This window comes from Verrucomicrobiota bacterium (genome assembly GCA_027622555.1).
GTDB lineage: Bacteria > Verrucomicrobiota > Verrucomicrobiia > Opitutales > UBA2995 > UBA2995.
In genome coordinates, this window is the sequence record JAQBYJ010000006.1 from 1 (window position 1) to 15,769 (window position 15,769).

The window sequence follows — 15,769 nt, forward strand, 5'->3', positions numbered from 1 at the left end:
ACTGGTTTTCCAAAACTTTATCATGCGCATTTTACGGACAACCAGCGGCTTTTCGAACAGGGTCTAGCTTAATGTGTTATGGACTCTGTAATTACTTCAAAGCGGAACTGCCGCCTGATTTGCAGTGTCTCAACAATTCTCTCCCAAATCCCAATTAAACCACCACAACCATGAAATTAAATAGAATATCCCTGCTCATACCCCTCCTAATCATTGCTCCACTTTTGGCAAACGGTGCGATCTACATAAAATTTGACGGTGTTGATGGAGAATCCAGAGACAAGGATCATAAAGGTTGGATAAATCTGACCTCTCTATCAACTGGCAGCGGCGAGCACAACGGATGGTCAGACTTGCAGTCTTTTTCTCAAGGTCTCAGCTCGAGCAATTCAGGAAAAGGAGAAGCGGCTTCAGGGCAGGCTACGGGAAGACGCGATGCGGCTTCAGGTCTGGCTACCGGACGAAGAGACGCCGCTTCAGGACAAGCTACCGGAAGACGTGATGCTGCTTCAGGTCAGGCTACCGGCAGGCGGGATGCTGCTTCAGGTCAGGCGACCGGAAAAAGAGACGCCGCTTCAGGAATGGCAACTGGCAAACGCCAGCATAAACCACTCAACATCTCCAAACCCATCGACAAAGCGACTCCCATCCTGGCAAAGGCGCTGGCATCAGGAAATTCCATAGGAAATGTAACCCTTCAACAGGTTGAAAACGGCAAAACCGAAACCATGGTTTTACAAAACGCAACCGTTGCAGCGATCAGTAGTAATGGTCAAAGCGAAACCGTGACATTGAACTATGATAAAGTTCAAGTACGAGGCTGGAATCCACAGTCAAAGGAGTAGATTCTGGGTGAGGCAAGCCCGACGAGAGCCGGAAAAAGGAAAAAGCCAACAGAACCAAATAGCTTTAAAACCGCATTAATCTTTTATTGAAAAGACCGAAGAGATTATCCTCTTCGGTCTTTTTGGTTTAACGAAATTGATATTAAAGCCTTACGCCGAGCGAAGCCAACGTAACAGATAATTGTGGATCCATAGGATGCCCATTAAAAAGGACATTCCCTTCAGGGCCTACCAGTATCATTCGGGGAATAGAATTGATCATGAGTGCTGAGGAATACGGACTCGCTTCAGGCTCGATCAACCAGGGCATATCCATACCATGTTTCTCCTGGACTTCCCTGGCCAGCCTAACTTGATCAGATCTATCGGTATTCATTCCTGCGACAAACACTCCTTGGCCAGGTAACACTTCCGCTTTGTGTTTAAGTGCCGGCATCAAGGCGATGCAGGGGCCGCACCAACTAGCCCAAAAGTCGAGTAACACGGCCTTCTGGCCCGCAACCATTTCGCCCAAAGTCGTAGTCGATCCATCCGTTGATTGGATCGCGAGATCCAATGGTAGACGGAGATCCGCCATGGCTTCCTGTTGGGCCTGACTTTCATGCCTTTCCGTAACCAGTCTCGACATACCGAACATGTTACTAATTTCAGGACTTTTCCAGAAGCCTTCTTTAACGTGATTCTCAAAAGCCTTCCAATCTCCTTCGTCTCGGGCTTTAAGCGCTTTAAGGTTTTCAATCAAACCGTATACCTGAGCACGACTTGAAAAGAATCCGCCAGAACCTATAGAGAACGATTCAGCTTTAGATTCCATCGATGGAATCAATTCCAGGACAGCCTCAAGGTCACCGCCACCAAGTAAATTTAACACTTTACTCTCCAGCAAAGTCGCATCTTCAACTCCGGCTTTTTGCGCTGCAGAGTATGCAGAATCAAAATCGGATTCCTGATCCACTGAAGCAGCTCTTAACGCGTCGATCGCTTGCGCCGTGGTTAAAATCGGCTGCTCTTGGGCAAAAAGGCAAAGGGGAGAAAGCAGCAAGAATGATAAAAAATATTGTTTCATAATTAGGGTGTTCGAAACTGTGAGACACGAAGTCGCGGATTGTTCCCGCTTAAATCAAAGGATTATGCAGGAAAGTCAATAAAAGGCTGGCATCGCAAAAGTTGAGAAACTTAAATGCCGCTCTCCCTCGAACTTCCAATAATATTTATATGAGCAAAGAAACCATTTCATTTATAGGAACCGGCGTAATGGGCCGAAGCATGGCCGGTCACCTTTTGAATGCTGGATATCCGATCCAAGTCTACAATCGCACAAAATCCAAAGCGGATGATCTGGTTTCCTCAGGGGCGACTTGGTGCAATACGCCAGGAGAAGCAGCCAAAGGTGCCGATATTATTATAACCATAGTAGGTTTTCCAAAAGATGTAGAAGAAGTTTACTTAGCTGAAGGTGGAATCTTGGCTAACGCGGGGGCTGGCTCCTTGTTAATCGATATGACCACTTCAAGCCCGTCATTGGCAAAAAAAATAGCCGCAGCGGCCGAAGGGAAAGGTATCGGTTCTTTGGATGCACCGGTATCGGGTGGAGATTTGGGCGCGAGAGAAGCCAGACTTTCAATTATGGTCGGGGGCTCCCAGGATGATTTCAACCGTGCATTACCTATTTTCGAAATCATCGGTAAGAACATTCAACGCCAGGGCGAAGCAAGTGCAGGCCAGCTTACTAAAATGTGTAACCAAATTGCCATCGCAGCGGGCATGCTGGGAATTACAGAAGCGATGGCTTACGCGAAGAAATCAGGATTGGATCCGTTTAACGTACTCAAAAGCATAGAAACAGGAGCCGCAGGAAGTTGGTCTTTGAGCAACCTTTCACCAAGAGCACTGAAAGGTGATTTTGCTCCAGGGTTTTATGTTAAACATTTCATTAAAGATATGAAAATCGCTATAGAATCCGCAGACGAAATGGGCCTGGAACTACCAGGGCTAAAACTGGCCAAAACTCTTTACGATAAACTCGCCGCACAGGGTGGTGAGGACGATGGCACGCAGTCGCTGTTAAAGCTCTACTTAAGTTAATAAAAAGCCGGGCATCCTTTTAATCTTAATTCTATGACAGGAGATTCCATCGCAACTCTTGCACTCTTAATCGGTCTTGAGCTGGTACTCGGAATTGATAACATTCTGGTCATATCCATAATGGTAAGTCGGCTGCCGAAGGAGGTTCAGCAGAAGGCTCGGATGTTTGGATTGGTTCTAGCAATGGTCGCGCGCTTAGTTCTGCTTTGGGTGATAGTTACTTTGGCATCCATGACAACACCGTTGATCGCCACGTTCTCCGTTCGAGACATCATTTTATTGGTCGGCGGACTCTTCCTCTTATACAAAGCGGTCTCTGAGATTCATCAAACTGTTGAATTAAAGGAGGAGGGACATCACATAGGTGGAAAGAGTGTTTCATCGCAGTTTAATGCAGCAATCATTCAGATAGTGTTTCTGGATATCGTATTCTCTGTCGACTCGGTTCTCACCGCAGTAGGTCTAACAAATGAACTGTGGGTTATCATAACCGCTGTGGTTGCTTCCTTTGCGGTCATATTGATATTCGCGAAGCAGGTAGGAGATTTCATATTGAGAAACCCAGCACTCAAAATCCTCGCACTAGCCTTCCTCGTAACGATTGGTGTCACGATTTTCCTGGAAGGCATGCACCAGCATGTACAAAAGGGATATATCTACCTTCCAATGGGTTTTGCATTGGGCATAGAACTGTTGCAAATGCGTTACATCGCAAATCGAAAAAAAAGAAAAAGCATTTAACAATTGATCTGTAACCACCCCGGCTAAACGTCGTTGCGCTCTACAACCAATCTAAAAAAGCAAGGATGCAGATCCTGTGGAGCAGAGGCTTCCATCCGCTCGTAGATCCCAGTTTCGCCTACCATGGAAACAGGTACCGTAAACCAAGTTATAAGATTGGTTGAAAGCTCAACTTTGTAATCAATGTTCTCGCGACCACCGGGCTTCAAAAAACGATATTTTGCCGTGCCCTCTTCGATCCTGGATACAGGCAATCCGGGATTTGAGTCACCGGCCCTTGGAACGTTGTTATCCAACGGATCCAAGTTAAGAGCAAATGCCATTAAGTTAGTTACTCCATTTTCGTTGATATCCAAATCATCCGCAGCATCCCCGGCATCGTCGATTCGCCCATAGTGAGTATAACGCCAATTTTCCAAAGCACTTCGATTAAATGCGGCTGAATTATTAGAGTATTCGGAGTTACCTGCATCATTGAACGCATGGACTCTAAATTCGTAGAAACCTGCAGGAATCAAATCGGTTGCAATGTAAGTCGTCTGAGAAATATCACCAAAAATTTGTACCGTTTCCCAATCACCTTCGGGATCCGTCCGCATATCGACACGGTAACCTTTTGCGAAATCTATTTCATTCCAGGTTACCTGCATGGTGCCATTCCCAAAAGCAAGCACTTCGGATACCACCGGGGCTTCTGGTTGACCGGGACCATATTGCGGAGTGAGGTCGATTCCTTCCACCAAATTCAAAGGCGCGTATTCTTCAAGGCCTGGAAAAATGTTTCCAATATTTGGATTGGCCATGCGACGAATGATTACCTCACTGAGAATGGTGCGATAGTCGGTAGTTGGCCTTAGATCGGTTTGCATAAACAATTGATCGTTCTGCAATCCTGGAAAAGTTCCGTGTACTCCACCTTTAACGGATCCACCCATTACCATAAATATATTACCAGTGCCATGGTCAGTTCCTCGATCCGCGTTTTCACGAACACGGCGGCCAAATTCACTCATGACAAGGACAGTGGTACGTTTGGACAAGGCATTGGCCTCGCTTCCATCCAGGTCTTTATAGAACGCAGCCAGAGAATCACTCAGTTCACCAATCTTGTTGGAGTAATTTCCGTTATTTGGCGCATAATCCTGAGTATCGTGCGTGTCCCAACCCCCATAGTCAACCGTGGCAACGCGCAAACCCAAATCAAGCTTGATCATGCTGGCAATTGTTCGCATGTCCCGTCCCAAACCTGAGTTTGGATACGCCGCTCCATTGGCAGGGGTATAACTCGTACTCCCAAAGGTTTCAATAATATCCGAAGCATTGAGGGCTTGAAGTCCCGCATCTTTCACCAAGCTGAAGCCGTCCGAGTAAAGGTCGCGAACTGCTTTGCGAAGGTCATCCCTTACTCTCCAATCTGCATTGGAGAAACCAATGCTACTGCCATTGGACATATTTAAAGTGGATTGCTCACCAAACAAAGATGTCGGAGCAGAAGCTCCCGCCGCAAGAACTGGCAACAGCACATCAGGCGGAAGGTCGGGTTGGGTACCCAGGGTACGAGCCAACCATCCGGATTTGGTTGTCTTAACAAACGGCGTTCCAAGTTCCATATAAGCCTGGGCATCAAAGTGACTTCTGGATCCTGCATTTCCTACGGCATTCACAATGGCAAGATTTCCATTCTGAAAAACTTGGTGAAGAGCAGTTGCCCGAGGATGCATGCCAAATTCTCCATTCAAAGCCAATGCAGCATTTGTACCGGTCGTCGGAATTTGTAAGGTGGGACGAAACCCTTCGTAAAACCCCCGATTGTCTCCATCGACAGGAGGAATGAAATTGAGTCCATCCATTCCCCCTCTAAGATAAAGGACCACAAGAATTTCACCAGTGCTTGAAGAGCCATCGGCTTGATTAACAAGGGGTCAAGCTTGATCGAACATGGTCCCGGAAATTTTGGAACCACTCATTGCAGCTATTGCAGAGCAACAGCCTTGCATAAATCTACGTCTGGAGGTGTGCATGGAAGTGTGTTGTTAAAGGTTAGCGAAGAAAGTTTGTGGGGGACAGCAGTATCAAAGCTACTGTGTATCGAAGACGTCGTGCTGCATCCGAATTGGAATCCCAAAGCGTATCCATAGCAGGACTTCGCCCGTTGGCCATAAAATCAATGATCCCCTCTCGCTCTCCTTCCGGCAGTGCCCGAGCCAGGATTCGATTAGTCCAATAGTCTACAATTTCTGCTGAAGTACGAATATGGGAAGGAGTTGCTTCTTCGATCCGAATGTGCCTGACCTCTTCATGCGAATCTTCAACCGCATTGATCATAAAACGCCAGATGCTCATGATAGGATTCGTACTCAACCAACTTTCCTTATTGTCTGAAAACCCATCCGGTGTAGGATGTCTGAACAGCCCCTGACCAGCCGACTGCAAGTAGTCGAGCATACGGGTGGTATCGCTGATCTCCATTGAAAACGGCCATTGAGCATTTGTCGCACGAAAGGCACTAACAGCCATTTCGTAAGGTCGTTTGATTTTATCACCAAAGGCGTTTCGGAATTCGTCAGACATTATTACCGCACGAACCACCTGTTTCAATTGATCCGGTTCATCCTTCTTTGCGATGAACACATCCGCTATCTGGCTGACCAAACTTTCAGGGGGATTGTCCATAATGAGTCTCCGGCAAAGTTTTCTGGAAATGTACCGGGCAGTCCCCGGGTGATTGGCAACCAGATCCATGACTTTGTAACCATCGGACTCACCACCAAAGGCGGGAATTACAGTTTGCAAAATTCTTTTTTCACCCTGGCTATGTCGATCGTTGCGATACATGAAATCGCCGTAGTTTCCAAAATCACCGCTATCATTAACCGTCCACCCGGTGAAACATTCTGCAGCATCATACACATCGGCATCAACATATCCTCTGGGAGTTCCGTCGGTGTAGGTAGGAACATCATCCCTTGGGATTACTCCATAATAATTTTCCGCACCCATAGAGTGCAGTTCGAAAAACTCACGGGCGAAATTTTCATTAAAACCCGCTGAGGTGTTAGTATAGTTGTCGAGGTAATACAACATGGCCGTGTGTTTGGTCATGTCTTCAAGAAATTCGCGGAAGTTTCCCAAGGCATGTTTGCGAATAACCTGCTCGTCCCAATTCATGAACACCGCTTCGATATAGGTGGCCCATCCATAGACATTGAAATGATTGTGCCAGAAATCTACCAGGACTTCGAAAAGCTGCTTCTTACTATGAGCAGCGCGCAAAAAATTTAAGCGTTCCAGCTCCTCAACCGGGCGTCTCCGAACACTCGAGTCTCCGCTTCGTCCATGGTCCGTCCATGCTTGCCGCAACGATTTCCCTGGTGTCGTAAATCCTGCAGCTTGAATTCTCGCGTCACAATCCGCATCGGCAATACTATCTGGATTGAGTTGTTTATCCAACCAGTTGGAGAGACGCTCTTCATCCGTCACGCCCAAATTCTCGAATTCTTCGATCTCTTCAGGAGTTGTGCCAAAGCCACATCGCGTAAGCGCAATGATGCTCAACTTCGGAAGGCTCGTTGCGTGAGTGCGATACTCTTCTATGTTTGGTGTTCCAGAAGCAGTTGCTGCCTGCTTCGCCGCTAAGGTGCCTACATCCTCATACGACTTCCGACTGTTTCGCATCGGCGTAATTATAGCAGTTGAACTACCGGAAGTTCCGGTGACTACCGTGGCAGACGCCTTGGTTGCTAAATTAACAAAATCCCTTCGTGAAAGGGTAGATGACTCTTGTATCCTGGAAGTGTTCATATCGCGGTTAACTCTGCACTCGAATCAACTGCTCCACTTCCGAAACCCGAATTTTCTGCAATTTTGGTTTTTATTTGACTCGGTTTTTACAAGAACCCCGCATTTTAAAAAAATTTTCGCTTTCTTCGAGCCTGATACAAAAAAAGGACCCCGTTTCCAGGGCCCGTTTTCTCTTAAATAATGGTTGGAGCTACTGTCTTTCGCCCATATGCAACAGCGGCATAGGATTGGGACTGCTGCCATCTAAAAAGTAAATTTTGGCTGCAGGATCTTCAGCGATTTTCTTCAGTGCCTCCAATGACTGAAGTTGAATATAAGCCTGATTATCTGCGATGGCATCATTCAGCTTCCCAATTTCATAGGCTCGGGCGTCAGCAAGTAATTTCACCTTTTCAGCTTCTTGTTCAGCAGCCTGGCGCTCGGCGATAGCCTCTTCTACTTTCTGCTGCATCTCTGTTTTGTATCTTTCAAGTTCGGCTTTCTGCTTCTCGACTTCCTGCTCCCGCTCCTTTTTACCCTCAATGGCTTTCATTATGAAAGGAGGAAGTGTGATACTTCGGATAAGAACTTCATCTATGATGAGGCCTTTTTTATCCAAGCTATTCTTAAGATCGTTCAGTAATTGTACTTGGAGCCGATTCTGTGTTTCTTCCAAAAAGAAATCCTCCGCCCGGGCAATTGTTTTCCCGGCTTCCCTTAAGGTTGAACGCAGTGAAGGAATCAGCTGGGTAGTGATAAGGCGGTTCTTATCACCATATAATTTCAAAGTCTGCGGTGCCTCGGACGCATTGATACGAAACTTAACGCTCACATCCATTTGGGTTTGAAGTTGATCCTGGGAAGGAACACTGGCCGTTTCAGTGATGGTATCCGCCCGCGTATCGAAGTCATACCATTGGTACAACGGATTAACCGGAATGTGCAATCCTTCCTCGAAAGGATTAGGCATCACCTTGCCAAACAAGGTCGCTACAGATACGTGCCCCGCAGGAACCGTTTTTAGAAATCGAGATCCAAAAAGAAGGACAACAACTATCATTATACCGAAAACGATAATGGAAAATAGGCCTTTATTATTCATAAGAGTTTATTGGTTAAAAAAAGTCAGAGTAGGCGATGCCATTCGGTGCGCAACGTTTTAGCCGTAGAAAAGTGAACAGGCGGATCTGCGGATTATTTAAAGGCGGCTGAAAAGAATGAGCTATTCTTCTGCAATAGGCAGTCTCAGAATCACCCGCGTACCTTCCCCAGGGTGACTGTTGATGGAAAGGGTTCCACCGTATATACTACAAAGTTTTTGAACAATAGACAGACCCAGGCCAAGCCCTTGCTGCTCCTGTTCTTCCCGGTTTAGTTGAATAAAAGGACCCAAAGAAGAAATTTGCTCCCGACGCATACCATGACCCCGGTCCTCAATTGCAATGACGTAAAAAGGTTCATCAACAATTGTGTTCAGATTTATCCGGGTATTACTCCTGGAAAATTTTAAAGCGTTATCCAGCAATTGGTATAACATAAAAGAGAAATCTTCATCTGAAACTGCCAAGGTCGCAGGTAACAAAAACAAAGTTATGTCTCCCTTCCTTCGGGAATAACGGCTGTATAGTTTTTCAAGGAGTGGCCTTAATGATTTTGGCTCAATTTTATATCGGGCGCTAGCTTGCTTATCAGATAATTGCTCCCGGTTAAAATCGATCTGAAGTTCGAGATAGCGCACATAATTAATCACCGTTTGTAGCATCCGTTCGCCAGATTGTAGAATGAGTGCGCTGAAATCCCGAACCTCCGAAGGATTCAATATCAAAGCATTCTCTTTCATCATCGCTGCAAATCCAAGAATTCCATTCAGGGGAGTCTTAAATTCATGCGGCACTTTGCCTACAAGGTTCATCCGAACCTGATCGAGGGATTCCGAGATTATTCTGAATCGTTCCAGAAGTGAACGAATACGCTTTACCAGTACAGCCGCGTCAAAAGGTGTTGCGACGAAATCGTCAGCCCCAAGACTAAAACCTCTCTCCCTATCACCGCTTTCGTTTCGACCGGTTAGAAAAATAAAAGGTGTAAGTATCAATCGGTCATTGTTTCGAAGTATTTCCAACACCTCGAATCCATCCTTAACAGGCAGCACAATATCGCACAATATCAAATCGGGCTTTTCCTCTTCCGCAATTGTTACACCCGCTTCACCGTCGGCGGCTTCAATCACCTCAAAACCCTCAATCCTTAATAGGTCTACCAAAGGAATCCGGACAGATGCTTCATCTTCAATGACCAGGATTTTTGACATACCAGGAAGGGGTGATTGGATTATTGATTGCTTTGGTCAAGTTGACTCAACGAAACCGTTCAACGAATCCCACTTTGCGCTGTACCTTTGACAAAATTTTGTAGGCTTTCTTTTGAGCGACTTCGGCCCCAGCCTTAAGCACACTATCCAGATAGGTTTTATCTTCAACCACCTCTATGAAACGTTCACGAATCGGTCTCAATCCTTCGACAACTACCTCCCCAACCGCTTTCTTAAAATCTCCATAGCCTTTTCCGACAAACTCCATTTCATGTTCTTCGACAGATTTTCCTGAGAAACCAGCCATGATTGAAAGTAGATTAGTGATCCCGCCTTTATCTGGGTCCGATTTAACTTCCGAACCTGAGTCGGTGACGGAGCGCGCAATTTTTTTACGGATCTGATCAGGATCGTCGGTAAGTAATATGTAGGCACCTTGATTGTCGTCGGACTTGGACATCTTTCGCGTTGGATCTTGCAAAGACAACACCCGGGCACCGGTAGTGGCTATTTGAGGTTCCGGAATTTTAAATGTCTCAGAATAGGTATGGTTGAAACGCTCGGCAACATTCCGAGCCAACTCCAGATGCTGCTTCTGATCTTCGCCCACTGGCACAAGGTCCGCATTGTATAAAAGAATATCTGCTGCCATTAATACCGGGTAAAACAATAGACCGGAATTAACGGGCGCTCCTTTGGCCGTTTTTTCTTTAAATTGGGTCATTCGCTGGAGCTCGCCGAGAGGAGTCAAACAACCGAGCACCCAGGCAAGGTCAGCGTGGCCCACAACATGTGACTGAATAAATAGGGTACACCTTTCAGGATCCAATCCACAGGCAATGTATTGAGCGACCAATGACCGTGTCCGCAGTCTCAATTCAGAGGGAACATACGGAACAGTAATCGCGTGCATATCCACCAAAGGAAACAGGCAGTCGTGATCATCCAAAAGAGAACCCCATTGTTTGATAGCTCCCAGATAATTTCCTATGGTAAGAATACCTGTCGGCTGGGCAGCGGTTAAAACCGTTTTTCGATCTGAATCACTCATAGCAGTAAAAGCGAATCAGCAAGGCAGAGTTTAATTTTCTGTTCAACCATTAAGCCAGTAAGGATTTTGATATCACCAATGCCTAAGTGGCTGTCTCTGTAAATCGTTGTTCTCGAATAACTGTCACCTTGATGGTGCTGGGATATTGAAGTTCCTCTTCAATGCGGTTTCGAATCTTCAGAGCGATCATTCGGGCATCTTTTTCCTGGACTTTTTCGGGCGCGACCATAACGCGAATCTCGCGTCCGGCTTGAATGGCAAATACTTCGGAAACACCTTCTATATCTTTCGCTATCGCCTCCAAGCGAACCAGACGTTTTGCATAAGCATCCAGTGATTCAACGCGCGCGCCAGGACGGGTGGCAGATACTGAGTCAGCGATCATGAGAAGCGGAGCATACAGACTAGTTGGCTCCACTTCTTTGTGATGGGCTGCAACAGCATTAGCGACCGATTCGTTTTCGCCATAGTTACGCAATATTTTGGCAGCCATCATGGCGTGGCTACCTTCATATTCGTGTTCCACAGCTTTTCCAATATCGTGCAATAGCCCGGCTCTTTTTGCGAGGTTAGGATCTAAGCCCAACTCGGAAGCCAACATGGAACAAATGTATGCGCATTCGATCGAGTGGTCCAAAGTGTTTTGATTAAATGAATAACGGTACTTAAGTTTCCCAAGCAGGCTCAGTACTTCATTGGGGATTCCGGTAAGGTTTAATTTCTGTACGGCCTGTTCCCCGTATTGGAAAACCAAGTTATCAATCTCATCTTGTCCCTTTTGGATAGACTCTTCTATGCTCGCCGGATGAATCCGACCATCTTTAACCAATAGCTCAAGAGCGACACGGGCCGCTTCACGCCTGACAGGATCGAAACATGAAATAAGAACACTGCCGGGAACTTCGTCGATCATTAGAGTAACACCTGTAAGTGCTTCGAATGCTTTTATATTCCTGCCTTCTTTTCCAATAATTCGACCTTTCATCTCATCGTTCGGAAGAACTACAGTCGAGGCTGCATTGCTGGAATCTGGTGTGCTGGCGATTCGTTGCATCGTTGTAAGAATGATGCGTTGTGCCTCACGCTGAACTTCCAGATCAGACTTGGCTAATAAACGCTGACGCATATCCCGAAGTTCGTCCTCGCACTCTTTGCGAACCTCATCTTCCAGCCGCCGCCGAATATCTTCAGGATTAAGCTGAGCAACTTCCTCGAGTTTCGTTCGATACGCCGCAGACGTCTCCAGGATAGTTTTCCCTCGGTTATTGAGATCAGCATCCCGCACTGAAAACTCCTCCAAGCGACTTTCGAGATCGAGAGCTATGTCATTCGCATTTGCTTCCTTAGCAGCCAGAATTCGTTCTCGCTCAGACAACTCGGCCTGAAGGCGTTGAATGTCCTGCGTCAGATCCTGACGTTCTTGCTTGATTTGCAGGGAAGCCTCAGCGATTAGCTGTTTGCAATCAACAGAAGCTTCTTTGCGCGCGAGTTCAACAATGTTGGCTGCTTCTACCCGCGCATTCGATCGATATCGAACGGTTAGTATCCACCCAGCCAAAATTCCTATCGCGACTCCAATTACACCTAAGAATAGCGTGTTCGGGTCCATAATTCATTTTCAAATTCAAGTCCAAAAAGAATATACTACCTGTGCCATCAACGATTTAGGTCAATTTAAAACGTAGATTTTAGGGTTCCAAAACCCTAAGTAATACTGGTAAAAACACTTAATAATCTGAGTTTCACACAAAGATTACATAAAATCGCCCGTCGGTTGTGATACTCATTCTGTATCAATCGCTGACCGGGTCCACTGCCTATCCTTTTGATATCCGAAATAATCCAGTCCATTTTTAATCCCAGTACCCGATCAAGGTCAGGATCCAACACAGGTCTGAACCGAGAGGATCACCCGCGCTGGGATTGGATAAGCCCAGTCTGTATTTTCCTGTTGGCGATCGGTGGCGTGTTTTTTATCTATAGTGCACAATTGAATTCCTCCCCCCCACTCTCACAGTGGAAAATGCAGGTTGTGTGGATCTTCCTTGGAACCTTTGTGTATATAATCGTTTCTTTCATCGATTACGACATCTTCATGAAGTACAGCCACTGGTTGTACCTATTAACCCTCGGCCTCCTGGCATTTGTCTATTTTTTCGGACTTGAGCGGGACGGAGCCACTCGGTGGATAGACCTTGGATTCTTCAATTTCCAGCCCTCAGAAGTGGCAAAAATCTCGGTCATGGTTAGTGTTTCGAGCATTCTTGCGAGATCGGAAATCGGCAAGATAAAGGAATCCTTGACCGCTCTGGAAAAAGTTGCCTTGGTTGTGCTAATCCCAATGGCACTGGTTCTGGCACAACCCGATTTGGGTACTTCTTTGGTTCTTATCCCCATGGTACTCGGTCTGTTATATATTTCCAATTTATCAATGCAGTTTTTCATAACTGTGTCATTGGCATGTGTAATGATAGTCGGAATCGTCATGTGGGATGTTTACCGCTACTATAGTTTTTTAGAATCCAATGATTACACCCCGACTAGCAATCTGGGTGCCTACGAAGAAGAATCTTACCTTCCCTACTTGAAGGACTACCAACGTAACCGCATCCTGACTTTTTTGATGCCGGACAAGGTGGACCCAAGAGGCAGTGGATGGAACCTGAACCAATCGCTTATATCAGTTGGTTCAGGTGGCCTAACAGGCAAAGGATGGACAGAAGGCACACAGGCGAAATTGGGTTATTTACCGCGCTCCGTAGCGCACAACGATTTTATCTTCTCCGTCCTCGCGGAGGAGAAAGGGTTTTTAGGCAGTATTACTGTTCTCAGCCTCTCAGGTATCCTATTATTGAATGGTGTTAGAATCGCCAGTAAAGCGAGAGACCGTTTTGGTATGCTTCTCGCCGTTGGTGTGACAATAATTTTTACCATTCATATCTTTATAAATATTGGAATGACCATAGGACTGATGCCGATTACAGGATTACCCCTGCCCTTCTTAAGTTATGGAGGCTCTTTCCTCCTGAGCTGCTGCATACTGCAAGGCATTGTTCAATCTGTATACCGTCACAGAAAAGCTTTCTAGCCCTATGAAAATTTATACATTAAGTGACAATATGATATTTTGCTCAGCACAGCCAGGAATGAATACAGCCTCATTCGACAAGCACCATAAATATCATGAGCGAAAATACATCGAAAGATCATCAAAACATTTCGGAATCCGAATTAGAAGACAAACTCAGGGAACCCCCGGTTGAACCGGAAACGGAACCCCTCCCTTCTCAACAGATAAAGCAGGAGGCAAGTAAGCGGGCGAAAAAATCCCGACCTCTCCTTAAACGCGTCATGAACGCGATTAAGAAAGAAAATCCAACCTTCCGTGAAGTCATCATTAATTCCGAACCCCTGGAGACACGGGTGGCTGTTCTTGAAGATGGCGTAATAGAACGATTCGAAGTCGAACGCGTAGGTGAAGACCGTTTGGTTGGCAGTGTTTTCAAAGGGAAAATTCAGAATCTCGAGCCCGGGCTGAAGGCGGCGTTCGTGGACATTGGCCAATCCAAAAATGCGTTTCTGCATTACTGGGATATTATTCCAGCTGCCAACGATTCGACAATCGAAGTTGTTCGGCGAAATACGAAAGACCCTAATAAGAAAAATAAGAAAATCGACCTTCGAGACATTCCAAGTCTTTACCCAATCGGTACCGACATCGTTGTCCAAATAACTAAAGGCCAGATCGGAACCAAAGGGCCAAGAACCACTACCAATATCGCCTTACCAGGGCGGTACCTGGTGCTCATGCCATTCAACGATCAATGTGGTATTTCCCGCAAGATAGAGGACAATAAGGAGCGGGCTCGTCTGAGGAAAGTGATCAAAGACCTGACCATTCCGGATGGAATGGGCATCATCATACGAACTGCAGGCGAGGGGAAAAAACTACGTTATTTCATTCGGGATCTCCACATTCTTTTGAAGACATGGAATACCATGGAAAATCAGATCGATACTGAGAAAGGATCTGCCTGCCTTTACCGTGAACCGGACATCATCGGACGAACTGTCCGCGATTTTCTAACTGAAGAAGTTGATCGTGTGTTGATAGACAACGAGAAGGATTGGGAGCAAATGCGTAACACCATTTCGGAGATCTCCAAGCGATCCATGAACAAAATCCATTTGTTTAAAGATTCGATTCCGATCTTCGAACGCTTTAATATTGAACGCCAGATAGAGCAGACTTTTCAGCGCCGCGTCCCCCTTCCATCGGGAGGAGAAATTGTAATCGAGGAGACTGAAGCACTTGTCGCAGTTGACGTAAACACAGGCTCTCATCGCAATAAAGATGGTAAGGACAAGAATTACATCGTTCAGGTCAATTTGGAATCCGCATCTGAGGTAGCCCGCCAGATTAGACTCCGAAATATTGGGGGTCTTATTATCATCGACTTTATTGATATGAAAAGCCGACGGGATCGTCAGGCAGTCTACAACCGGATGCGCAAGGCAATGGAGGACGATAAGGCCAAAAACCATATTCTCCCCATTTCTCAACTCGGCATCATGCAAATGACACGCCAGAGGCAGGAGGTGAGCATTGGTACTGGGCTCTATACAGGTTGTCCTTACTGCAACGGACGAGGAATCGTAAAATCACCTCGAAGCATCAGTGTGGAAATCCAACGACAAATCACTTCAGTCTTACGGCGTTTCAAGCCAAAAACTTCCGAAAACGGCCAAGAAGATACAGGGCTCACAATTCGTGTGATGCTCAATCCAACTGTGCTTGAACGACTCCGTAGCGAAGATGAATCCTTGTTGGTAGATATCGAACGTCTTTACGACGTGAAGCTGTCTTTCCGCGCAGATGTATCGTACCATATGGAAAACTTCAGACTGATTAACGCTATCACAAATCAAGAATTTCGTTAACCAATTCCTATACTT

The 15,769-nt window shown here is 46.1% G+C and carries 12 protein-coding genes; 5 read left to right on the plus strand and 7 right to left on the minus strand.

Features of this window, described 5'->3' with window-relative positions; genetic code table 11:
• Window positions 1–170 precede the first annotated feature (170 nt).
• Window positions 171–845, plus strand: coding sequence for a type VI secretion system tube protein Hcp (locus O3C43_02690; protein MDA1065391.1), 675 nt, complete (start codon window positions 171–173; stop codon window positions 843–845).
• A gap of 142 nt (window positions 846–987) precedes the next feature.
• Here O3C43_02690 and O3C43_02695 read toward each other — a convergent pair whose 3' ends face one another.
• Window positions 988–1,911, minus strand: coding sequence for a TlpA disulfide reductase family protein (locus tag O3C43_02695; protein MDA1065392.1), 924 nt, complete (start codon window positions 1,909–1,911; stop codon window positions 988–990).
• 149 nt (window positions 1,912–2,060) lie between these two features.
• On the opposite strand from O3C43_02695, the gene O3C43_02700 reads away from it, so the two are divergent.
• Window positions 2,061–2,930, plus strand: a complete 870-nt coding sequence (locus tag O3C43_02700) for an NAD(P)-dependent oxidoreductase (protein ID MDA1065393.1) — start codon at window positions 2,061–2,063, stop codon at window positions 2,928–2,930.
• Between the two features lie 33 nt (window positions 2,931–2,963).
• Window positions 2,964–3,671, plus strand: coding sequence for a TerC family protein (locus O3C43_02705; GenBank protein MDA1065394.1), 708 nt, complete (start codon window positions 2,964–2,966; stop codon window positions 3,669–3,671).
• 23 nt (window positions 3,672–3,694) lie between these two features.
• On the opposite strand, the gene O3C43_02710 is transcribed toward O3C43_02705, so the two are convergent.
• The 6 genes from O3C43_02710 to rny all read right to left on the minus strand — a co-directional run bounded on the left by O3C43_02710 (window position 3,695) and on the right by rny (window position 12,422).
• On the minus strand, window positions 3,695–5,521 hold the full coding sequence (locus O3C43_02710; GenBank protein MDA1065395.1) for a DUF1501 domain-containing protein: 1,827 nt from the start codon (window positions 5,519–5,521) through the stop codon (window positions 3,695–3,697).
• Window positions 5,522–5,711: 190 nt separating this feature from the next.
• The gene (locus O3C43_02715) at window positions 5,712–7,472 is read right to left on the minus strand and encodes a DUF1800 domain-containing protein (protein ID MDA1065396.1); all 1,761 of its coding nucleotides are present in this window, start codon (window positions 7,470–7,472) and stop codon (window positions 5,712–5,714) included.
• 190 nt (window positions 7,473–7,662) lie between these two features.
• Window positions 7,663–8,553, minus strand: coding sequence for an SPFH domain-containing protein (locus O3C43_02720; GenBank protein ID MDA1065397.1), 891 nt, complete (start codon window positions 8,551–8,553; stop codon window positions 7,663–7,665).
• A gap of 120 nt (window positions 8,554–8,673) precedes the next feature.
• Window positions 8,674–9,762, minus strand: coding sequence for a response regulator (locus O3C43_02725; GenBank protein MDA1065398.1), 1,089 nt, complete (start codon window positions 9,760–9,762; stop codon window positions 8,674–8,676).
• A gap of 46 nt (window positions 9,763–9,808) precedes the next feature.
• The gene (gene trpS, locus O3C43_02730) at window positions 9,809–10,813 is read right to left on the minus strand and encodes a tryptophan--tRNA ligase (protein ID MDA1065399.1); all 1,005 of its coding nucleotides are present in this window, start codon (window positions 10,811–10,813) and stop codon (window positions 9,809–9,811) included.
• A gap of 82 nt (window positions 10,814–10,895) precedes the next feature.
• The gene (gene rny / locus O3C43_02735) at window positions 10,896–12,422 is read right to left on the minus strand and encodes a ribonuclease Y (protein MDA1065400.1); all 1,527 of its coding nucleotides are present in this window, start codon (window positions 12,420–12,422) and stop codon (window positions 10,896–10,898) included.
• Window positions 12,423–12,740: 318 nt separating this feature from the next.
• Here rny and rodA point away from each other — a divergent pair, with 318 nt between their 5' ends.
• Window positions 12,741–13,901, plus strand: coding sequence for a rod shape-determining protein RodA (gene rodA / locus O3C43_02740; protein ID MDA1065401.1), 1,161 nt, complete (start codon window positions 12,741–12,743; stop codon window positions 13,899–13,901).
• A gap of 95 nt (window positions 13,902–13,996) precedes the next feature.
• Complete coding sequence (locus O3C43_02745; GenBank protein ID MDA1065402.1) at window positions 13,997–15,754, plus strand: Rne/Rng family ribonuclease; 1,758 nt, start codon at window positions 13,997–13,999, stop codon at window positions 15,752–15,754.
• Window positions 15,755–15,769: the final 15 nt, after the last annotated feature.

Coding starts and splice junctions, on each gene's coding strand:
- O3C43_02745 (MDA1065402.1), top strand. CDS start 13,997: ATGAGCGAAAATACATCGAAAGATCATCAAAACATTTCGGAATCCGAA.
- O3C43_02710 (MDA1065395.1), bottom strand. CDS start 5,521: ATGGATGGACTCAATTTCATTCCTCCTGTCGATGGAGACAATCGGGGG.
- O3C43_02725 (MDA1065398.1), bottom strand. CDS start 9,762: ATGTCAAAAATCCTGGTCATTGAAGATGAAGCATCTGTCCGGATTCCT.
- O3C43_02705 (MDA1065394.1), top strand. CDS start 2,964: ATGACAGGAGATTCCATCGCAACTCTTGCACTCTTAATCGGTCTTGAG.
- O3C43_02720 (MDA1065397.1), bottom strand. CDS start 8,553: ATGAATAATAAAGGCCTATTTTCCATTATCGTTTTCGGTATAATGATA.
- O3C43_02690 (MDA1065391.1), top strand. CDS start 171: ATGAAATTAAATAGAATATCCCTGCTCATACCCCTCCTAATCATTGCT.
- rny (MDA1065400.1), bottom strand. CDS start 12,422: ATGGACCCGAACACGCTATTCTTAGGTGTAATTGGAGTCGCGATAGGA.
- trpS (MDA1065399.1), bottom strand. CDS start 10,813: ATGAGTGATTCAGATCGAAAAACGGTTTTAACCGCTGCCCAGCCGACA.
- O3C43_02700 (MDA1065393.1), top strand. CDS start 2,061: ATGAGCAAAGAAACCATTTCATTTATAGGAACCGGCGTAATGGGCCGA.
- O3C43_02695 (MDA1065392.1), bottom strand. CDS start 1,911: ATGAAACAATATTTTTTATCATTCTTGCTGCTTTCTCCCCTTTGCCTT.
- O3C43_02715 (MDA1065396.1), bottom strand. CDS start 7,472: ATGAACACTTCCAGGATACAAGAGTCATCTACCCTTTCACGAAGGGAT.